Origin of the sequence: Ligilactobacillus agilis DSM 20509, from assembly GCF_001436215.1 — a bacterium.
Classification (GTDB): domain Bacteria; phylum Bacillota; class Bacilli; order Lactobacillales; family Lactobacillaceae; genus Ligilactobacillus; species Ligilactobacillus agilis.
The window spans coordinates 21,469-41,668 of sequence record NZ_AYYP01000060.1; the positions used below are offsets into that span (position 1 = coordinate 21,469).

The 20,200-nt window shown below is 40.7% G+C and carries 19 protein-coding genes and 1 riboswitch; of the genes, 13 read left to right on the forward strand and 6 right to left on the reverse strand.

Annotated features, from left to right (window positions below; all coding sequences use genetic code 11):
- Positions 1–12: 12 nt before the first annotated feature.
- Positions 13–1,377: a magnesium transporter gene (gene mgtE, locus FC14_RS06770; protein WP_056976984.1), complete on the forward strand. Its 1,365-nt coding sequence runs from the start codon at positions 13–15 to the stop codon at positions 1,375–1,377.
- A 68-nt stretch (positions 1,378–1,445) separates the two neighbouring features.
- Here the strand turns inward: mgtE and FC14_RS06775 are convergent, their stop codons facing one another.
- From FC14_RS06775 to FC14_RS06790, 4 genes are all read right to left on the reverse strand, one after another.
- Entirely contained in the window at positions 1,446–2,207 is a 762-nt protein-coding gene (locus FC14_RS06775) for a 3-oxoacyl-ACP reductase (protein WP_056977080.1), read from the reverse strand.
- Positions 2,203–2,433, reverse strand: a complete 231-nt coding sequence (locus FC14_RS06780) for a DUF2829 domain-containing protein (protein WP_050611233.1) — start codon at positions 2,431–2,433, stop codon at positions 2,203–2,205. The genes FC14_RS06775 and FC14_RS06780 overlap by 5 nt, the downstream gene beginning before the upstream one ends.
- A gap of 12 nt (positions 2,434–2,445) precedes the next feature.
- Complete coding sequence (locus FC14_RS06785; protein WP_056976985.1) at positions 2,446–2,928, reverse strand: QueT transporter family protein; 483 nt, start codon at positions 2,926–2,928, stop codon at positions 2,446–2,448.
- 6 nt (positions 2,929–2,934) lie between these two features.
- Positions 2,935–2,979: riboswitch (PreQ1 riboswitch) on the reverse strand.
- Positions 2,980–3,074: 95 nt separating this feature from the next.
- Positions 3,075–4,088, reverse strand: a complete 1,014-nt coding sequence (locus tag FC14_RS06790; RefSeq protein WP_056976986.1) for a lactonase family protein — start codon at positions 4,086–4,088, stop codon at positions 3,075–3,077.
- 154 nt (positions 4,089–4,242) lie between these two features.
- Between FC14_RS06790 and FC14_RS06795 the strand changes: the two genes are divergently transcribed.
- Positions 4,243–4,593 (forward strand): PTS glucitol/sorbitol transporter subunit IIA, encoded by a 351-nt coding sequence (locus FC14_RS06795; RefSeq protein WP_056976987.1) that lies wholly within the window; start codon positions 4,243–4,245, stop codon positions 4,591–4,593.
- Positions 4,594–4,646: 53 nt separating this feature from the next.
- Here the strand turns inward: FC14_RS06795 and FC14_RS06800 are convergent, their stop codons facing one another.
- A complete protein-coding gene (locus FC14_RS06800) occupies positions 4,647–5,918 on the reverse strand; it encodes a cation:dicarboxylate symporter family transporter (protein WP_056976988.1) in 1,272 nt (423 codons plus the stop codon).
- 212 nt (positions 5,919–6,130) lie between these two features.
- A complete protein-coding gene (locus FC14_RS06805) occupies positions 6,131–7,111 on the reverse strand; it encodes a GMP reductase (protein ID WP_056976989.1) in 981 nt (326 codons plus the stop codon).
- A gap of 190 nt (positions 7,112–7,301) precedes the next feature.
- On the opposite strand from FC14_RS06805, the gene FC14_RS06810 reads away from it, so the two are divergent.
- The 11 genes from FC14_RS06810 (at position 7,302) to rny (ending at position 20,163) form a co-directional block, all read left to right on the forward strand.
- Positions 7,302–7,811: an aminoacyl-tRNA deacylase gene (locus FC14_RS06810; protein WP_056976990.1), complete on the forward strand. Its 510-nt coding sequence runs from the start codon at positions 7,302–7,304 to the stop codon at positions 7,809–7,811.
- Positions 7,812–7,999: 188 nt separating this feature from the next.
- A complete protein-coding gene (locus tag FC14_RS06815; protein WP_050611226.1) occupies positions 8,000–8,512 on the forward strand; it encodes a tRNA (cytidine(34)-2'-O)-methyltransferase in 513 nt (170 codons plus the stop codon).
- Positions 8,513–8,630: 118 nt separating this feature from the next.
- Entirely contained in the window at positions 8,631–10,934 is a 2,304-nt protein-coding gene (locus tag FC14_RS06820) for a DNA translocase FtsK (protein ID WP_056976991.1), read from the forward strand.
- A 13-nt stretch (positions 10,935–10,947) separates the two neighbouring features.
- On the forward strand, positions 10,948–12,210 hold the full coding sequence (yfmF, locus tag FC14_RS06825; protein ID WP_056976992.1) for an EF-P 5-aminopentanol modification-associated protein YfmF: 1,263 nt from the start codon (positions 10,948–10,950) through the stop codon (positions 12,208–12,210).
- Positions 12,210–13,505, forward strand: a complete 1,296-nt coding sequence (gene yfmH, locus FC14_RS06830) for an EF-P 5-aminopentanol modification-associated protein YfmH (protein WP_056976993.1) — start codon at positions 12,210–12,212, stop codon at positions 13,503–13,505. The genes yfmF and yfmH overlap by 1 nt, the downstream gene beginning before the upstream one ends.
- A 7-nt stretch (positions 13,506–13,512) precedes the next feature.
- A complete protein-coding gene (gene ymfI, locus FC14_RS06835; RefSeq protein ID WP_056976994.1) occupies positions 13,513–14,238 on the forward strand; it encodes an elongation factor P 5-aminopentanone reductase in 726 nt (241 codons plus the stop codon).
- A gap of 111 nt (positions 14,239–14,349) precedes the next feature.
- Positions 14,350–15,273 carry a helix-turn-helix domain-containing protein gene (locus tag FC14_RS06840; RefSeq protein WP_056976995.1) on the forward strand — a complete coding sequence of 308 codons (924 nt, stop codon included), beginning with the start codon at positions 14,350–14,352 and terminating at the stop codon, positions 15,271–15,273.
- A gap of 15 nt (positions 15,274–15,288) precedes the next feature.
- The gene (gene pgsA, locus FC14_RS06845) at positions 15,289–15,882 is read left to right on the forward strand and encodes a CDP-diacylglycerol--glycerol-3-phosphate 3-phosphatidyltransferase (protein WP_056976996.1); all 594 of its coding nucleotides are present in this window, start codon (positions 15,289–15,291) and stop codon (positions 15,880–15,882) included.
- Positions 15,883–16,016: 134 nt separating this feature from the next.
- On the forward strand, positions 16,017–17,267 hold the full coding sequence (locus tag FC14_RS06850) for a competence/damage-inducible protein A (protein WP_056976997.1): 1,251 nt from the start codon (positions 16,017–16,019) through the stop codon (positions 17,265–17,267).
- Between the two features lie 73 nt (positions 17,268–17,340).
- A complete protein-coding gene (recA, locus tag FC14_RS06855) occupies positions 17,341–18,423 on the forward strand; it encodes a recombinase RecA (protein WP_056976998.1) in 1,083 nt (360 codons plus the stop codon).
- Between the two features lie 174 nt (positions 18,424–18,597).
- Positions 18,598–20,163: a ribonuclease Y gene (gene rny, locus FC14_RS06860; RefSeq protein WP_056976999.1), complete on the forward strand. Its 1,566-nt coding sequence runs from the start codon at positions 18,598–18,600 to the stop codon at positions 20,161–20,163.
- Positions 20,164–20,200: the final 37 nt, after the last annotated feature.

Here is a 20,200-nt window from a genome sequence, read left to right on the forward strand (position 1 = left end):
AGGGATAACATCATGGTTGAAACAAATATGACAACACATGATAGAGAAACAGAGATTAAGGCACTATTAACCAAGCAAAAAGCGACAGCCTTTCGGGAGGCTTATTTAGATTTACACGTTTATGAGCAAGCACAAATTTTTGTAGACCTAGATAAGACTCAACGTGCGAGGCTGTATCGCTATTTAACCCCTGAAGAAGTTGGGGACATGTTTAATGCGATTGAAGAAGAGCCCCAAGATGTGGTTGGTTATTTCAAAGAGATGCCCTTGAAGTATGCAGGGGAAGTTATTTATGAAATGTATACGGATAACGCCGTAGATATTTTAGCTTATGCGGACCCACAGGATTTAAATGAATACCTACATCATGTGCCTCAAGAAGCTGCTAATGAGATTCGCGAGATGTTACATTATGAAGATAAGACGGCTGGGGCCATTATGTCTACTGAATACGTAGCTATCACCGCCAACCAAACGGTCCGTTCGGCTTTGCAGGTTGTAAAAAAAGAAGCTTTAGATGCTGAAACCATCTACTATATTTATGTGATTGAAGACGAAAATAAACTCCAAGGGGTCTTGACCTTACGTGATTTGTTGACTAATGATGACGACGTTTTAATCAGTGACCTCATGAATACTCCCGTTATGTCCGTTAGGGTTAATGAAGACCAAGCTGAAGTTGCCCAAACTATTCGGGATTATAATTTCTTAGCCTTGCCCGTAACCGATTTTGACGACACCTTGATTGGGATTATTAACGTCGATGATATCATTGATGTCATTGATGAGGAATCGGCAGAAGATTACTCTGGCTTTGCGGGAGTCGATGTTGAAAATACACCGGCTAATCCCTTTAGGGCGGCTTGGAGTAGGTTGCCTTGGTCTTTGGGGCTTTTGATTTTAGGCTTGGCTACGGCTGTCGTGATTGAACATTATCAAGCTCTGATTCAAGATGACAGTACCTTGATTATTTTCATCGCCATGATTATGGGGGCAGCTGGTAATGCTGGGACCCAGAGTTTAGCTGTGGCCGCTAGAAGGTTAACCAATAAGGAAGACGAGTCAGAAAGCTTTGGAAAGCTAATTTTGGCCGAGGTTTGGGCAGGACTCCTAGTGGGGCTAGCTTCCGGTTTAGTTTTTGCTCTAATTGCTGGTTGGTGGCAACATAACTACCTTTTAGGCTTAGTGCTAGGCCTAGCCTTGATGTTGTCGATTGCTACTGCTAATTTGTTGGGCTGTCTAGTTCCGTGGGGCTTGGATCGGATTGGGATTGATTCTTCCGTGGTTCCTGGGGCTTTGATTGCCACCGTCAGTGACGTTTCGTCCGTGATATTATACTTTGGCTTAGTCCAGGTATTTTTGAAATGGATGGTTTAAACTAAAAATAGGCAAAAATAATGCCCGCAAACTTACGAGTAAATGTGAGTTTGCGGGCGTTATTGTGGTTATTTCACTAACCAACCACCATCGATTGGAAGTACGCTGCCGTGAATATAGTCGGCAGACTGGCTAGCTAAAAAGAGGCTAAGGTTGGCGACTTCTTCAGGGTTAGCCCAACGCTTGGCAGGGGTTGAGGCGGCAACTTCTTTAGCCATAGCCCCATCACCTGCGAAGTCAGCGGCATTCATCGGGGTGTTAATTGCTCCGGGAGCGATGCAGTTTGCGCGAATCCCGACTGAAGCATAGTCATAGGTTAATTGTTTAGTGTAGCCAATAATCCCGTGTTTAACGGTGGTATAAGCTGCCCCACCACCGCCAGCTACTAAACCAGCAATTGAAGCCATATTAATAATTACCCCGTGTTTTTGGCTTAACATTTGGGGTAAGACTAGGTTAGTTAAGATGAAGACAGACCGGAGGTTGGTTGCAATCACTTCATCAAAAAAAGCTAGCGGGGTTTCTAAGCTAGGGCAGTAGCCATCTAAAATTCCGGCGGTATTTAACAAGATATCAATCCGTGAGCACTTAGCTTGGGCTAACTTAACGAACTTTTCTAGCTGGTCTTCTTCTTTGACGTCAACTTGACTAAAAGAAAAATTATTGCCAAAAGTTGCCGTTAACTCAGTAATCTTGGCAGTGGTCTGTTTATCCAGCCCGAAAACTTGGCAGCCGTTAGTAAGAAAGGCTTTGGCCTGGGCATAACCGATGCCAGAGGCCACTCCAGTAATGATTACCACCTTTTTAGTCAGGTCGGGATAAGAGTTAATCATTGACTAGCTCCCAATCATCAGCCAAGACGTCACACGAAGTAGGCATGTACTGGGAGAGACTAGGTTCTTCCTTAGTCTTAATCATAAGATAAGGATTAACTGCTTGGCCTTGATAAGTATCAGCGCTAACTACAAAAATATATTCTTCAAAGCCGGACCAGCCTTTGGTCCTAACGGCTTTTTTACCCGCCTTTAGTTGGGGTAAAACTTCTTCAAATGTCATAAAAGCCTCCGTTTACTTACTTAAATCAATTCTAGTATTTAAAATCCAAACGATAACTGCTCCTAGTAAACAAGCTCCAAATTCACCTAAAGCAACGGTGAGATAAGTAAACCAGAAGGGAGCATCGGTTAACAGGTAAAGTTCTAAAGCCACACTCCAACTCATGAGGGTAGAGATGATGACGGTAATAGCTAATTTAGCAGGAACTGACTTGACTTTTTTAGCTAAGAAGTAGCTAAGCCCAGTCATAACTAATGTTCCAAGTGAACCGAAGATAACGTCATAAACGCCCAATGGTGAGTTGAGGTTGGCGATGATACAGCCGATGGTTAAGGCCCAAACATAACGCTTGTTGAAGGGGGCAAGGTTATTTAGAAATTCGGAAATTCTAAATTGTACAGCCCCGTAGCTTAAAGGGTTAACCAAGGTGAGGGCTACGTAAATAGCCGCCACTACACCGGCTTTTACTAAATCAGATAATGTAAGTTTTTTCATGAAAAACGCTCCTTAGTTTTTTTTAGTGGGATAATTGCGAACCACTGTGTTAGTAAATAACGGCTATTATCATAGCAAATAAATATTCTCTAAGCAAGTAGAAAAAAGCCCTAACTTTTGAAGCTAGGACTTTTTGGAAGTTACTTTTATTCGAAGCAAACACAGACGCCTTCTGGTAAAGCGATATCTGCTTGAAGTAAGGTTAGTTGCCCAGTGGTAGTATCACGTTCGTATAGGCTAGCATTATCGGTGTTTTGGTTAGCGACTACGACAAAGTGTTCACTAGGGTCGAGGGCAAAATCCCGCGGAAATTCACCGGCAGTTGAAATTAACTGACTTAGGGTTAGGCTGTGGTCTGCTTGAACTGTGAAAACTGCCAGGGAGTTGTGACCCCGGTTAGAAACGTAAACAAACTTACCGTCTTGTGAGCACCGGATAGCGGCAGCGCCGTTATGTTCTGTCCAGTCCGCGGGGATGGTCTTAAGTGCACCTAGATAGTCAAAGTGGCCATCATCATGGTAACGAAGAGTAGCTACCTGGCTGCTAAGTTCACCAACTAAGTAGGCATATTGTTTATTAGGGGCGAAGACTAGGTGGCGTGGTCCAAAGCCGGCAGGGACTTTAAGGGCAGCCACTTCCGTTAATTTTCCAGTAGAATCAACGTCGAAGGTATAAACAGTGTCTGCCCCTAGATCAATGGCAACTAAGCGTTTATCAGGAGTTAAATCACTGTAATGCATGTGGGCGGCAGTCTGTTCGGGTAAGGGACCACTGCCGGTTTTGACAACCCTGTCCGCTAAGGTTAGCGTTTGGTCGGCAGCTAGTTGGTAACTAAGAATTTCCCCCTTATGGTAGTTGGCGCTGTACACTAATTGGCGGTCTTCGTCTAGGGAAACGTAACATGGGTTAGGGCCGTCAAATAAGACTTCATTATACAAGGCTTGGTTAGTAGCATTGTAGCTAGAGATTCCACCCAAAGTTTCCTGGCTTGAAATGGTAAGTAAGGTCTTTTGGGGACTTAAGGTGAGGTAGGTAGGGTTTTGAACCTCTAAAAAAAGTTCGGGTTTGGATAGTGTCTTGGTTTCAGTATCTAGGAAAGCCCGGTAGATACCGTGACTACTTTTTTTGGTATAAGTTCCGAATAAAACAGGTTCTTGCATAGAAATAACACACCTTTCGAATTGAATTGTCAACACTAATAGTATAGCATAAATGACAGCGGTTTTTAATATTTGTTGGTACAAGTCTTAAAGGTGTAAGGAAGATGAATTTTATTGTAAAATAGAAGGGAAATAAAAAGTTGAGGTGGATAAGATGATTAAGAGTAAGATAACCTACATTGGTCCTAAAGCCGTCGATGAAAAAGATCAGATGTTGATTTTATTTGACGCCAGCGCTAGTAAGGAATTACGGGCGGTCTCGGTCATTCAAGAATTTGAGGGCCCAAAGGACTACGATTTGGCGGTAGGTAAGCAAGTGGTAATCGGTTCTAAAGCCTATAAGATTACTTATTTAGGTGATATGGTAGCAAGTAATCTATTGGAAATTGGCCATACGGTCTTACAATTCAAGGCTGTTCCTGACAGTCCCCAACATAACGCGGTTTACCTAGAACCCCAAGAATTACCTGATTTGGAATTGGGAATGGAAATTACTTTTGGCTAAGAGCAAGAAAAAAGCTTGAAATCATTGATTTCAAGCTTTTTTAATACCAATGGTTATTTTTTAAAACTAGCGACGTAGCGGTCATGAGTTTCTTGGTTAAATTCATTTTCTGATTTACCGATTACCAAGGTAGCAGTCATATTACCGATAACGTTAACGACAGTCCGGCCCATGTCTACAAGTCGGTCAATTCCAGCAATTAAGGCGATTCCTGAAGTAGGGATACCGACTGTTCCGACCGTAGCTAAAAGGACGACAAAAGATGCCCCTGGTGTTCCGGCCATCCCCTTAGAAGTCAACATTAGCACAAATAACAAGGTTAATTGTTGACTTAAGCTAAGGTTGATATGATAGGCTTGGGCAACGAAAATCACGGCTAACCCTTGGTAGATTGCCGAACCATCTAGGTTAAAGGTGTAACCAGTCGGGATAACGAAGGCCCCGATTGACTGATCGACTCCAAGTTTAACTGACTTATCCATTAGTCTAGGTAAAGTAACCTCAGAACTAGCAGTGGTAAAGGCCAGGATTAATTCGTCTTTAACCACTAATAATTGCTCGGTAATTTTAAAGCCAAACAAGCGGGAAGTAATTCCTAAAATAACTAAAATGAAGAAAATCATGGTTGCATAGGCCATTAAGATGAAGAGGCTTAGTGGCTTAAGGGAAGCTAAGCCTAATTTCGCTACAGTTGCCCCAATCAAGCCGGCTACCCCAAAAGGAGCAACGTGCATAACCCAACCAGTAATTTTAAACATTGTTGCTGAAACTGCGTTTAGAAAATCAATGACGACCTGACCTTTTTCGCCAATGGAAGCAAGGCCTAATCCAAAAATTGATGAGAAGAAAACTACGGGAAGCATGTCGTTATTGCCCAGGGAAGCAAAAATATTAGTGGGAATAATTGACATCAAGACGGACCCAAGGTTAGCGTGGGTGGTCTTAGCAGTTTTTAAATAGGTTGAAATATCTGTTTTAGTTAGTTGATTTAAATCGACCATAGACCCCAAGTGAGCTAAGTTAGAAATTACCATCCCAATAATAAAAGCAATGGTTGAGAGGATTTCAAAATAAATTAGGGTTTTAACCCCAATTCGTCCTAGTTTGCGTAAGTCACCCATGTTAGCAATTCCAACAATTAAGCTAGACATCACGATGGGGAGCACCACCATCGAAATTAGGTTGATAAATGCATCACCTAAATTAGTGGCGAAGGTAATAAATTTAATGTTTTCATAAAAGCAGGCGCCTAAAATAATCCCAATAACAAGCCCTAATAGGATTTGCCATCCTAATGAAAGACGCCAAGATTTAATGCGTTTCATTCTCTTTCCCTCCAATTAATAAATACCAACTTATAATTTACCACAAAATAAAGCACATTTCACTAAATGTTGCTTTTTTAAAGGTTAATAGTTAAATTTTAGAAAAAAAGTTAGGGTTTAAGGCGTATTTAAGAAGGATGGAAGTTTGAAGTTCGCTAATAATAACAAGCCCCCATTCAGCTATGATAGCAAATGGGGGCTGAGATTAGTTTTTAGTAACGGTCGCCATTAAAAATTGAGTTTTTAACAATGACGTAATCAACTTTACGGAGGGCGGCTAGGGTTTTGCCACCAGCGTAGGAAATGGATGATTGTAAATCTTCATGCATTTCACGGAGGGTATCGACAATGTGACCTTTATAAGGAAGTAAGAGCTTTTTACCTTCAACGTTTTTATATTCTCCCTTTTGGTATTGGGAAGCAGATCCAAAGTAGACCTTATATTTCTTGCCATCTTCTTCGATAATTTCTCCAGGAGTTTCATCGTGGCCGGCAAATAAAGAGCCAATCATGCACATGGAAGCTCCAAACCTAACTGACTTGGCAATGTCACCGTTAGTTCTGATACCACCGTCAGCGATAATCGGTTTACTTGCAGCTTTAGCGCAGAGGCGGACGGCTGCAAGTTGCCAACCACCAGTCCCAAAGCCGGTTTTAATCTTGGTAATGCATGCCTTACCAGGTCCAATTCCGACTTTAGTTGCATCGGCACCAGCGTTTTCGAGTTCACGCACCCCTTCAGGAGTACCAACATTACCGGCGATTAGAAAGACGCCAGAAAGTTTCTGCTTGATATATTTAAGCATGTCGATGACAGTTTGGGCATGACCGTGTGCAATATCAATTGTGATATACTCAGGCACTAGGTTTTGGGCAGCTAAGTCATCAATTAGTTGATATTCTTTTGGTTTAACTCCGACGGAAATAGAAGCAAATAGGCCAAGGCTATGCATCCGTTTCACAAAGTCAAGGCGGTCGTCTTCATCAAAACGGTGCATAATATAGAAGTAACCATTTTGGGCTAACCAAATCGCTAATTTTTCATCAATGATAGTCTGCATGTTAGCGGGAACTACCGGGATGTTAAAGGTCATAGGGCCAAATTTGACTCTAGTGTCTACTTCGGACCGACTCTTAACAATACATTTATTAGGGATTAATTGAATATCTTCGTAATCAAATACTGGTGGCATAAAAGATCGCGCCTTTCTGTTATGAACTAAATGTTCGTTATTGGAAGTGATGAATTCTCACAAACAATGTAATAATACTGAAATGATAGAGCTAAGTCAAGTGATAAAACTTACTATCTCAGATAATGTTCGTTATTTGACGTTAGAATAATAAAAACTTACAATTGGTAAAGAACTTAAAGTAAGTGAGATGAAGAAGATGGCAAAGAAAGCTAAGTTAAAGAAAACCAACGATGAGCGCATTTTAGACCAACATCACATCGAGTATGTTGAAACACATTTTGACTGGATTAATAAAGGAAAAGATGCCCTCGCAGAGGCCGCCACAATGGGGGTGGACCCTAAAAGTATTCTAAAGACGATAGTTTTACAGGCTAATAAAGATCCTAAAGATTACCTGGTAGTCTGTTTGCCATTGGAATATGAACTAGATTTAAAGTTGGTTGCCCAGCAGTTAAATAAAAAGCAGGTACATTTAGCGGATAATAAAAATCTTATCAATATTACAGGCTATGTTCACGGGGAAAATACCCCCATCGGAATTAAGATTAGAAAAGGCTTTCCAATTTATTTTGACGAACGGATTAAAGTTTTTGAAAAGATTGCTGTTTCCGCCGGTAAGATTGGACGGTCCGTCCTCTTAAAGCAAACTGACCTAGTAAAGTTAGTTGCAGGTGAATATATTCGGGTTGCAGAGTAAGTAATTTTTTGAAAAAACCTTGCCAAATGTAAAAGATAGTGTTAAGATATTTTCAAGAAATCGGTTGTTAGTAATTATCGGGAAACCGTTAGTTGCTAAGTAATTGTACTTCATTAACGTAGCTGTTCGCCGTGCCCACACCGAATGGTTACGCTTTTTTTTATGCTTTTAGGAAGGAATTAGGATTAATGACTAATCACATTGCATTATTTGAACCACTAATGCCGGCTAATACTGGTAATATTGCGCGGACGTGTGCCGGCACCAACACGCACCTGCATTTAATTGAGCCCTTGGGTTTTTCAACGGATGATAAACACCTTAAGCGCGCAGGACTAGATTACTGGGATAAGGTGGAAGTAACCTACCATAAAAACTTACCTGCTTTTTTGGAAACTATTCCAGATTTAAGTAAGTTGTACATTGTATCTAAGTTTGCCAATAAAGATTATACGGATGTAGATTATCAAGATACCGAAGCTGATCATTACTTCTTGTTTGGTAAGGAGACCACAGGCTTGCCAGAACCTTTTATGCGGCAAAATCCCGAGAAGTGTATCAGAATCCCACAAAATGACGCTAACATTCGGGCCCTAAATTTGTCTAATACCGCAGCAATCGTTATCTATGAAGTTTTAAGACAGCAGGGCTTTCCTAAGTTGGAGCGCACACACACTTACGAAAACGATAAGTTAAAATAGACTTAAAGGCGAGCTGACCTAAGAAGAATCTTTCAGAGGTTGCGCTCGCCTTTTTATTAGCAAAACTCACTTTTAATAAGGTATGGTATAATTTTTTAAGAAGAAAGGAGCGTTAGTAATGGCTAAAGCACGTAGAAAGCCACACCCTAGGCGTAAAAAGAGCAAGAAAACAAAGCTAAAAATAGAACTATCACTTCAAGTCAGTGGTTTATGTTTTATCTTTTTAGGAATTATCGGTCTGTTTAATTTGGGGTACGTTGGCACTTTGATGGGCAATTTTATCCGGATTTTTGTTGGGGATAGCTATCAATTGGGCTTGGGTTTGTTGATAATTTTGGGGGCTTACCTCGTTATTTTTAATAAACAGCCTAAGTTAAAGTATAATTTGTGGTTAGGCGCTAGCTTGGTGTATGGGGCCGCTTTATTGGCTCTAACTGCCTATTTTTTTGGAAAACTTGATATCCATGCCCATTTTATTAGTGTTACTTGGCAATACTTACAAGCAGACATTATTGACGCTAGTTTAGGAAGTTCCGTTGGTGGTGGAATTTTAGGGGCAAGTTTATATAGTTTAACCTACTTTTTAATTGCCCAGTTGGGGACCTATATTCTCAGTGGCTTAGTAGGGGTTTGGGGCTTGTGCCTACTTTTTAAAGTTTCATTTACACAGGTTGTGGCTACGGTAGGTAAGTTGGGTTACCTAATTTTACAAGGGTTAGGAATAGTAGGAAATTTTGGCAAGGAACTGGTGCTTAAAGCTAAGCCTAGCTTGGAAAAAGCAACCCTGCCTACTTTAAAAGCAAAGCAACCTGACCAAGAACAATTAAAAGAATCAAAGATAGTTGCAGCAGAATTAGAAAAGCCGGTGGCAACTAAGCCTAAGCCGGTAGTGACAGATGAAGTCGAAGAGGTGTCAGTTTGGGATGAAGCCCCTACGCCAAGCGTTAAAGAAGAGAGTCCAAGTGAATTTACGGTGGAAAATCGAATCAATCCTAACTACAAATTACCTGATTATTCACTATTGAGTGAAGTTGGTGCAACTGACCAGTCCAGTGAACGTAAAGCCATGCAAAAGAATAAGAAAATCTTAGAAGAAACCTTGGCCAGCTTTGGGGTGGATGCTAAGGTGGTAAATGCCATCCTAGGACCAGCCGTTACCAAGTATGAGTTACACCCAGCCATTGGGGTCAAGGTATCTAAGATTGTTAACTTAAGTGATGACTTAGCCTTAGCCTTAGCTGCTAAAGATTTACGGATTGAAGCACCGATTCCAGGAAAATCGCTCGTGGGAATTGAAGTCCCTAATCAAAACGTAGCAACGGTTTCCTTTAAGAGTATCATTTCTGCTCAAAAGCGGAACCCCAAAAAGCCATTGGAAGTTCCGTTGGGGCGGGACATTTCTGGCAATCTAGTTACAGCCGATTTAGCCAAGATGCCCCATTTGCTGATTGCTGGTTCAACTGGGAGTGGGAAGTCAGTGGCTATCAACGGCATTATTACCAGTTTATTAATGAACTGTACTCCTGACCAAGTTAGGTTAGTATTGGTAGACCCTAAGAAAGTAGAGTTGGGAGTATATAACGATATTGCCCACCTCTTGATTCCGGTGGTGACTAACCCTAAAAAAGCAGCCGGAGCTTTACAAAAATTGGTTAGTGAAATGGAAAGACGTTATGAATGCTTTGCCGATACTGGCCAAAGAAATATCACTGGTTACAATGAGATGATTCAACGGCAAAAGGCCGATGGAGTTGAAAGTGATAGTCAACCGATGCCTTACATTGTAATTATTGTTGATGAGTTATCCGATTTGATGATGACAGCCTCAAATGAGGTTGAAGATGCGATTGTCCGACTAGCTCAGATGGCGCGGGCAGCAGGAATCCATATGATTTTAGCAACCCAACGGCCTTCGGTAGACGTTATTACCGGCTTAATTAAGGCAAACGTGCCGTCAAGAATGGCCTTTGCAGTTTCATCGGGGACGGATTCGCGGACGATTATCGACCAGTATGGTGCAGAAAAGTTACTTGGTCGTGGGGACATGTTATTTGCTCCAATGGGGAGCAATAAACCAACTCGAGTTCAAGGGGCTTATATTTCGGATCAAGATGTTGAACGAGTAGTCGAATTTGTCAAACAACAGCAAGAAGTTAGTTATGATACTAGTCTAGAAGTTAGCGATGATGAGCTGGCTGAAGGAGTAAATGGTAAGGACGAACAAGATGAGCTCTTTCAACAGGTGCTAGAATTTATTAGCCAAGAACAAAAATGTAGTATTTCATTATTGCAACGGCGCTTCAAGATTGGTTATAATCGCGCAGCTAGAATTGTTGATCAGTTAGCGGCTGCGGGAATGATTGGCCCACAAGAAGGAAGTAAGCCGCGGAAAGTATTTTTACCAAAACAAGAAGATAATTAGGGGGAAAAGAGCTTTGCAAGTACAAATAGTACCGGGGGTAACCCTAGATTTTATTGCTAGCAAACAGTTTAAAACTAGTAGAATTAACCTAACATTTGCAACAGCTGCTGTTTCTAAAAAGACGGTGGCTTTACGGACCTTGATTGCCAATATGTTAGAGGTAAGTAGTCAAAAGTATCCTAACCAAAAGGCAATTTCTGATCAATTAGCCTTTCTTTACGGGGCGACATTTGGAACTAGTGTTAACCGCCGGGGCAACCTACACCTAGTGAATTTTGAAATGCGGGTGGTTAATGATCATTATCTTAAAGAAAAGCAACAGTTGCTAACTGAAGCGATTAATTTTTTGCAAGAATTAATCTTCAACCCGTTGGTAACTAACCAAGCTTTTGACCAGACGATGTTTACTTTGCAACAGAAAAATCTAATTGCCTACCTAGAGTCAATAAAAGACGATAAGCAAGCTTATGCACTTCAAAAATTGCAGCAGGCTTACTTTGAAGATCCGGTCCACCAGGTTCCGCCTTATGGTGATAAGGAGAATTTGGCGGCTTTAACGGCGGCAGAGTGTTATGCTTACTACCAAGAAATGTTAGCTCATGATGAAGTCATTATTACCTTATCTGGTGATTTTGCTAGCGATGAGGTGCTAGCTGCAATAGCACAGTTAAAGTTTACTCCCCGAACGGTAGGGAAGTATCAACTGACCTACAAGCAGACAGCTAGGAATAAACTAGTGGCTTACGAAGAACAACAGGATTTGAATCAATCCAAGTTAGACTTAGCGTACCATTTTCCGGTGGAATATCGGGGCAAGTATCATTATGCGGCCTTGGTATTTAACGCATTATTTGGTGGTTCGGCCTTATCAAAATTATTTACAAATGTAAGAGAAAAGGCTAGCTTGGCTTATTATGCTAATAGTAGTTTTGATAGCTTAAGGCAGGTGTTATTTGTTCAAACCGGGATTCAGGCGGACAAAAAACAGCAAGTGCTGGATCTAATTGAACAACAGTTAGCTGTGTTAGTGGCCGGGGATGTTGAAGCTCAGCTACTAGCTAATATTAAGCAGGAATTGATAACTGACTATGAAATTAGACAAGATTCCCAAGCAACGGCCTTGATTCAAGCTACAATGGATCAGCTTAGCCAAAGTAAGGTAACAGCTAGTGAGTGGAAAGCGGCAATTATGGCCGTGAGTGTGGCAGATGTTCAAGCGGTAGCAGCCTTGGCTAAGCTTGAGGTTAGTTATTTTTTAAAGGGGCAGATTAATTAATGGAAAAGATAGAATACCAACAATTTGGGGAAACCTTATACCGGGTAACTTTACAAAATGGATTACAAGTAAATCTTTTGCCTAAAAATGACTTCCACAAAACATATGGGGTGATGACGGCTAATTATGGTTCACTTGATAATACCTTTGTTCCAGCAAAAGGTACTGAGTTTGTCAAGGTTCCCGATGGAATTGCACATTTTTTAGAGCATAAATTATTTGAAAAAGAAGACTACGATGCCTTTGAATTATTTGGTAAATATGGAGCGGAGGCTAATGCCTTTACCAGCTTTACTAAGACAAGTTATTTGTTTTCGGCAACAAATAATGTTAAAAAATGCGTCGAAATTTTACTAGATTTTGTGCAACAGCCATATTTTTCAGAGCAAACGGTGGCCAAGGAAAAAGGCATCATTGCTGAAGAAATTAAGATGTACGATGATGACCCTAGTTGGCGTTTATATTTTGGGATGATAGGGAATCTGTATCCTAACACAGCCTTAAGCATAGATATTGCTGGGAGCGTTGAATCGATTGGTCAAATAACAACTGAGGATTTATATACTTGTTATCAAACTTTTTATCAGCCCCAAAATATGTCCTTATTCTTAGTGGGAAATTTTGATATCTATGAAATCTTAGCGACAATCGAGGCTAACCAGGCTCAAAAACAATTCCCCGCCCCCCAAGAAATTAAGCGCCCTAAACTAGAAGTTGATTCAAGTGGAAGTGACATTATTCCGTATAGGATGTTGGAATTAAATGTAAATCGACCTAAAACGATGGTCGGAATAAAAGGTTTGGACGAAGTTAGCACCACTAAAGCTGGGCTTAAGTACAAGCTAGCTGTAGAATTATTGTTATACCTTTTGTACAGTGAGTCAGCGCCAGAGTATTTAAAACTATATCAAGAGGGAATCCTGGATGATAGCTTTGGCTATGAATTTACATTTGAACGCGGCTTTCATTTTGCGGTGATTAGTGGCGATAGTGACCAACCCCAAGCTTTAAGCAATGCCATTATCGAAATTGCCGAGAATGCAGTCGGTTCTTTAAGTAACCGCCAAGCTGAATTTGAATTAGCTCAACGGGAATTTATCGGGCGTTACATTCAAGCGATGAATTCGCTGGAAGCAATTGCTAATCGTTATTCAGCGAACCTCTTTGAAGGGGCAACCGTTTTTGAACTTGTGCCAGTGATTGAGGAACTGACTTTAGAGGATATAATTGCGGTGGCTAAGTCATTCATAAAACCGGAGGCAATTAGTGTTTTCCAAATTTTACCGAAAGGATGATTATTAAGTGAAGTGGGCGTTGATTTTAGGGGCTTCTGGCGGTATTGGCCAAAATATCGCTTATGATTTGGCTAAGAAGGGTTGGTCCTTGTACCTCCATTATTATCAAAATGAAACTAAGTTGATGAACCTCCAAGGAAGATTACAGGCCGAATATCCCAAGCAGGATTTTTTGAGTATCCATTATGATTTATGTGATAGTCACCACTTGGAACAAATTACCACTAATATTTTTTCTTTGGATGCAGTAATTTTTACCCAGGGGACAACCTATTATGGCTTGTTTCATGACTTGAAGGCCGAACAACTGGCGACTTTATGGCAGATGCAAGTTCAAACCCCGCTACTGTTATTGCAAAAACTTGAAGAAAAACTTGCTCGTAGTGGGCAGGGGCGGATTGTTTTTATCGGTTCTGTTTATGGAGGAGCAGGAAGCGCGATGGAAGTTGCGTACAGTACGGTTAAAGGGGCGCTTTCTGCTTTTGCCTTAGCGTATAGCAAAGAGGTTGCGTCTTTGGGAATTACAGTCAATGTAGTAGCCCCCGGAGCGGTTGATACGCAAATGAACCAAGTCTTTTCAAAAGCTGATAAGGACAGTGTCAGTGCAGAAATTCCTACTGGTCGTTTTGCTGCCCCAACAGAAATCAGCTATTGGGTGTCAGCGTTATTGGCTCAAAAGGCAGGTTATCTTACAGGACAAACTATTTATGTTAGTGGTGGCTGGCTAAAGTAAGGAAAAGTTTAAAATTCTTTGGTAGTTGCTAAAAAAATAATTCAAGCTATGCTATACTAGCTTGTGGAACTTATTTTATATTTTTAATAGAAAGCAATGAGGCGTGGTTAAATGAGTATTGGACAAACTTTAAAAGATGCTCGTTCAGATAAGGGCTTAACCTTAGATGACTTACAACAAAATACAAAAATTCAAAAACGGTATTTGATTGCCATTGAAGAGGATAATTTTGCTGCTCTTCCAGGGGAGTTTTATGTCCGTGCGTTTGTTAAGCAGTACGCTGAGGCAGTTGATTTGGATTCTAAGGAATTATTGTTACAACTGGCTGAGCAAACTGGTAAAGATAAAGAAGCAACTCCTGAAGAAGTTGTGGATTCAAGGACTAAAAAGCGTAAATTAACGGAAAGTAATAAAGCCCCAAGCAAATTTGAAACACTCTATACTTATTTGCCAACAATTATTATTGTGGTCGTTGTAGTTGCTATTGTCGGGTCAATTTACTTTGTTACCCTTAATAATAAAAAGGCTGATGCACAGATTGATAGTAGCAGTTCTAAGGTGTCTGTTTCTTCAGATGTTAGTTCAACTACTAAAAAAGCAAGCAGTACCAAAAAGGCAAGTAGTGAAAAGAGTGTAAATAGCGAAAAGAAGACTGAGGTTGCTACTAAGAAGGCTAAGTCAACTAAAAAGACTAGCAAAAAAACTAGCTCTAAGCAAAAAATCACTAGCACTCAAGTTGATGCGTCAACCTTTACTTATGAGTTAACAGGTTCAAAGGCTAAGACAACCATTAAACTTGGAGCAGATGCAACTGCTTGGATGGCGGTTAGTGCTAATGGAAGCCAACAATGGCAAGGAACCCTGTCTTCAGGTGCTTCGCACACTGTGACTTTGCCAACTGGAACTGAGTCAATAACATTTAATTTAGGTAATTCCAAAGCAACCACTATCACGATTAACGGACAGAAGTTCAATTTCCTAAAGGAAGATGCAACCACTACCGTTCGGACAATTGTAATTAACGTCAAGGACTAGTAAGGGGAGAAAAAAATGAACTTACCAAATAAGTTAACGATTATGCGTATTATCTTGATTCCAATTTTTATGTTGGTGCTATTGTTACCGCTAAATTGGGGGCAGGTTAACGCTTTGGGAACGCCAATCCCGGTTACCCAATTATTGGGGGCAATCATTTTTGCGGTGGCGTCAATTACAGACTTTGCAGATGGACAAATTGCTAGAAGACACCACCTTGTCTCTAATTTTGGTAAATTTGCCGATCCTTTGGCCGATAAAATGTTAGTAATGACAGCATTTATTATTTTGGTAGAAATGGGTAAAGTTCCTTCATGGGTGGCAGCTATCATTGTTTGCCGGGAATTAGCAGTTACTGGTTTGCGCTTAATTGTGGTAGAAAACGATGGGCAGGTAATGGCGGCTGCGATGCCAGGAAAGATTAAAACCTTTACCCAAATGTTTGCAATCATCTTTTTATTCTTAAATAACGTCTTGTTTGCAAATATTGGCTTCCCAATCGGACAGGTACTTTTATATATCTGCTTATTCTTTACGGTTTACTCAGGGTGTGATTATTTTTACAATGCCCGGTTTGTCTTTGCCGATTCATTTAAGAGTGGCAAGTAATAATTATGGTCGAGAAATTAATTTTTCTCGACTTTTTTAAATTAATTAGCTCTTTTTTGCGTATATTAAATATAGAGAAGAAAATAGACTTATGTGTTATAGTAATGTTAATTAATAGTAAGTGAAGTGATAAAATGCATGCAGAAATAATTGCAGTAGGAACAGAAATATTATTAGGCCAAATTGTCGATACTAATACAAGGTTAGTCGGTCAGGTTTTAGCTGACTTGGGGATAGATGTTTATTACCAAACGGTAGTCGGTGATAATGAAGTCAGGATGAGAGCTGCGATTGATTTGGCGGCTAAACGAAGTGACCTGGTGATCCTTACTGGGGGCTTGGGACCAACTAAAGACGATTTGACTAAGCAAGTTGTTGCAGCTTATTTAGGTAAGCAGTTAGTTGAAGATGAAGCGGCCATGCTTAAGATTAAACGTCACTTTGAAATTAGTCAGCGCAAGATGACGGCTAACAATCGCTTGCAGGCCCTTTATATCGAAGGTTCAAAGCCACTTGCAAATGAGACGGGGCTAGCCGTGGGTGACTTTTATCAAGCTGAGCAGGGACCTGATTTTATGTTGCTACCGGGACCGCCAAGTGAGTTAAGACCAATGCTGTTTAAGGTTGCCTTACCCTTGCTAAAACAAGCTTACCGGCAAGACCAAATTTTAAGTTCAAGGGTGTTGCGCTTCTTTGGTATTGGGGAGTCACAATTAGCTAGCCAGTTGGATGATTTAATTGAAAATCAAACTAACCCAACGATAGCACCCTATGCTAAGGATAATGAGGTTACCTTGCGGTTAACGGCCAGTGCTAAAAACGAACAAGAAGCGCAGGCCTTACTTGATGGGCTAGAAAGTAAAATTGCTAAGCGCTGTGGTCAATATTTATATGGCTATGGCGACGATAATAGCTTAGCTCAAGTTGTAATGACTAAGTTAAGGGAAAAACACCTAACCATAACAGCGGCAGAAAGTCTAACAGGTGGTCAACTTCAAGCGGCGCTAACAAGTATTCCCGGTGCTTCGCAAGCCTTTATGGGAGGCTTTGTCACCTATGCAAACTATGCTAAGGAAAAATTATTAGCTATTCCAGCGGAGGTCATTGATAAGCATGGGAGCGTTAGTGAACAGACTGCGATTTTAATGGCTGAGCAAGCTAAACAAAAGCTAGGAGCCGATGTGGGGGTTAGTTTGACTGGGGTAGCTGGTCCTGATAGCTTAGAGGGGCAACCAGTGGGGACCGTTTGGATTGGAATTGCTTACCGAAATAAAGACGGTTATGCCCAAAAATTCCATTTCCCAAGGCAGAGAAAGTATGTACAAGCAAGAGCTGTGCTGACTGCCTTAGATTTAGTCAGAAAAGAATTGCTAAGCGAAAATTAGTTCTTTTATACTTGCAATTTGTTACCAAACTAATGTATGATTAAAGAAAAGATTGAGCTAAGGAGGTATCTTTGTGGTAGCTGATGAAAGAAAAGCTGCGTTAGATGTAGCTTTAAAGAAAATAGAGAAGAATTTCGGTAAGGGTTCAATTATGCGAATGGGTGAAAAAGCTGATACGCAAATTTCAACTGTATCTAGTGGTTCTTTAGCCTTGGATGAAGCCTTAGGAGTCGGTGGTTATCCTCGAGGAAGAATTGTTGAAATTTATGGGCCTGAAAGTTCTGGTAAAACAACGGTAGCCTTGCACGCGGTGGCTGAAGTTCAAAAAAATGGTGGGACTGCCGCTTATATTGATGCTGAAAACGCACTTGACCCAGCTTATGCAACTGCTCTAGGGGTAGATATTGATCAACTCTTGTTATCACAACCAGATACGGGGGAACAAGGGCTAGAAATTGCCGATGCCTTGGTTTCTTCCGGTGCAATTGACATTGTGGTAGTTGACTCAGTAGCTGCCTTGGTACCTCGGGCCGAAATTGAGGGTGAAATGGGTGATTCCCACGTAGGGCTGCAAGCACGATTAATGTCGCAAGCATTGCGCAAGCTATCCGGGACTATCAATAAAACTAAGACCATCGCCTTGTTTATTAACCAAATTCGTGAGAAAGTGGGGATTATGTTTGGTAACCCTGAAACAACTCCAGGGGGAAGGGCTTTAAAATTTTATTCCACTATTCGTCTAGAGGTAAGACGGGCTGAACAAATTAAGGATGGTTCTGAAATTATTGGGAACCGGGTTAAGATAAAGGTTGTCAAAAATAAGGTTGCGCCTCCATTCAGAATTGCCGAAGTTGACATTATGTATGGGGAAGGCATCTCCAAGACTGGTGAATTAATTGACATGGCCGTCGAAAAAGACATCATCAATAAGAGTGGGTCTTGGTTCTCTTATGGCGAGGAACGAATTGGTCAAGGTCGTGAAAATGCTAAGAAGTACCTCTTAGAACATGCAGAAATGATGAATGAGATTTATCTCAAAGTTAGAAAGGCATATGGGATTGCTGATGCCGATGAAAAGGCACAATTAGAATTGAAACTTGGCGATAAGCAAGACAAGCCGGATGCTAAGGAAAAGACGGCCAAAGATAAGAAATAAATGAAGGATATAGTAGGAACCTAGCTGTTTCTACTATATTTTTTTGCGACAAAAACAAGGTATGAACTTATTTATGTTGACATTGGCCCGTTAAAAACATTAAAATATTCTTGTGTGTATAATCAAACAAATATAATTAGTTGTAAACATTAATTGACGTCGGAGGTGCAAATTTTGAGTTCTATTATTGTAATCCCCGCCGTCGCTATTATAACGTTGTTACTTGGTTTTGCTGGCGGAATTTGGTATCGAAAGCGGCACTATGAGGAAAAACTTGATCAAGCTACTCAAACCGCAGCTGGAATTTTAGCACAAGCACGTAAAGAGGCGGATGCTGAAAAGAAGGAAGTGATATTGGAGGCTAAAGAAGAAAGTCACCGGTATCGCAGTGAAGTAGAGAGTGAATTAAAAGAACGTCGTTCAGAGATTCAAAGACAAGAAAATCGTTTATTACAAAGAGAAGAATTATTGGATCGTAAGGATAATGGCCTTGAGAAACGTGAAAATGTAATTAGTAAACGAGAAAAGCAATTAGATGTTGAACAACAAAAAATAGTTGCCAAGCGCAATAAAGTAGATTTGTTAGTAGAGCAACAGCAAACTAAACTCGAAGAAGTGGCTGAACTGACCCAAGACCAGGCAAAGGAACTTATAATTAAGGATACACGTGAAAAGCTTAGTCATGACCTAGCAGTAATGGTTAAGGACAGTGAAGCAGAAGCACAAGCTAAGGCTGATAGAATTGCTAAGGATTTAATTTCCCAGGCAATTCAACGTTCGGCCGCAGATATGGTTTCTGAAACGACGGTTTCTGTGGTTAACTTACCTAATGAGGAAATGAAGGGCCGGATTATCGGGCGTGAAGGTCGAAATATTCGGACTTTAGAAACCTTAACGGGAATTGACCTAATCATTGATGATACACCGGAAGCAGTTGTTTTAAGTGGGTTTGACCCTGTCAGACGTGAAATAGCTAAGATGACCTTGGAGAAATTAATTCAAGACGGACGTATTCATCCTGCCCGTATCGAAGAGATGGTAGAGAAATCCACTAAAGAAATGGATGCCAAGATTCGGGAGAAGGGTGAAACAGCTATTTTTGACTTAGGCTTGCATTCAATGCACCCTGATTTGATTAAGACTGTTGGGCGCTTGAATTATAGGACTAGTTATGGGCAAAATGTTTTAGACCACTCTGTTGAAGTGGCTAAGATTGCTGGTGTGTTAGCAGCCGAACTAGGCGAAGATGTTACAATGGCGAAAAGAGCGGGATTATTACACGATATTGGTAAAGCGGTGGATCATGAAGTTGATGGCTCACACGTGGAAATTGGGGTTGAATTAACCAAGAAGTACCAGGAAAGTAAGACAGTAATTAATACGATTGCTTCGCATCACGGAGATGTTGAACCAGAGTCAGTAATTGCTGTGCTAGTAGCAGCTGCAGATGCAATTTCAGCTGCACGTCCTGGTGCACGGAGTGAATCTTTGGAAAATTATATTCACCGTTTAGAAAAATTGGAAAATATTTCTAATGAATTTAACGGAGTCCAAAAGAGTTATGCTATTCAAGCAGGGCGTGAAGTCCGCGTAATTGTTAAACCTAATGAAATCAGTGATTTACAGGCTACATTGTTAGCTCGGGAAATCAAGGAAAAGATTGAAAATGAGCTTGAATATCCAGGCCACATTAAAGTGACTGTTATTCGCGAAACAAGGGCGATTGAATATGCGAAATAAAAAGAGCTGTAATTTTGCGCTTTGGCAAAATTACGGC

Excerpts from the sequence above, each read along its gene's own strand:
- mgtE (WP_056976984.1), top strand. The coding sequence starts at position 13 with ATGGTTGAAACAAATATGACAACACATGATAGAGAAACAGAGATTAAG.
- FC14_RS06780 (WP_050611233.1), bottom strand. The coding sequence starts at position 2,433 with ATGACATTTGAAGAAGTTTTACCCCAACTAAAGGCGGGTAAAAAAGCC.
- FC14_RS06785 (WP_056976985.1), bottom strand. The coding sequence starts at position 2,928 with ATGAAAAAACTTACATTATCTGATTTAGTAAAAGCCGGTGTAGTGGCG.
- FC14_RS06790 (WP_056976986.1), bottom strand. The coding sequence starts at position 4,088 with ATGCAAGAACCTGTTTTATTCGGAACTTATACCAAAAAAAGTAGTCAC.
- FC14_RS06795 (WP_056976987.1), top strand. The coding sequence starts at position 4,243 with ATGATTAAGAGTAAGATAACCTACATTGGTCCTAAAGCCGTCGATGAA.
- FC14_RS06800 (WP_056976988.1), bottom strand. The coding sequence starts at position 5,918 with ATGAAACGCATTAAATCTTGGCGTCTTTCATTAGGATGGCAAATCCTA.
- FC14_RS06805 (WP_056976989.1), bottom strand. The coding sequence starts at position 7,111 with ATGCCACCAGTATTTGATTACGAAGATATTCAATTAATCCCTAATAAA.
- FC14_RS06810 (WP_056976990.1), top strand. The coding sequence starts at position 7,302 with ATGAAGAAGATGGCAAAGAAAGCTAAGTTAAAGAAAACCAACGATGAG.
- FC14_RS06815 (WP_050611226.1), top strand. The coding sequence starts at position 8,000 with ATGACTAATCACATTGCATTATTTGAACCACTAATGCCGGCTAATACT.
- FC14_RS06820 (WP_056976991.1), top strand. The coding sequence starts at position 8,631 with ATGGCTAAAGCACGTAGAAAGCCACACCCTAGGCGTAAAAAGAGCAAG.
- yfmH (WP_056976993.1), top strand. The coding sequence starts at position 12,210 with ATGGAAAAGATAGAATACCAACAATTTGGGGAAACCTTATACCGGGTA.
- FC14_RS06840 (WP_056976995.1), top strand. The coding sequence starts at position 14,350 with ATGAGTATTGGACAAACTTTAAAAGATGCTCGTTCAGATAAGGGCTTA.
- pgsA (WP_056976996.1), top strand. The coding sequence starts at position 15,289 with ATGAACTTACCAAATAAGTTAACGATTATGCGTATTATCTTGATTCCA.
- FC14_RS06850 (WP_056976997.1), top strand. The coding sequence starts at position 16,017 with ATGCATGCAGAAATAATTGCAGTAGGAACAGAAATATTATTAGGCCAA.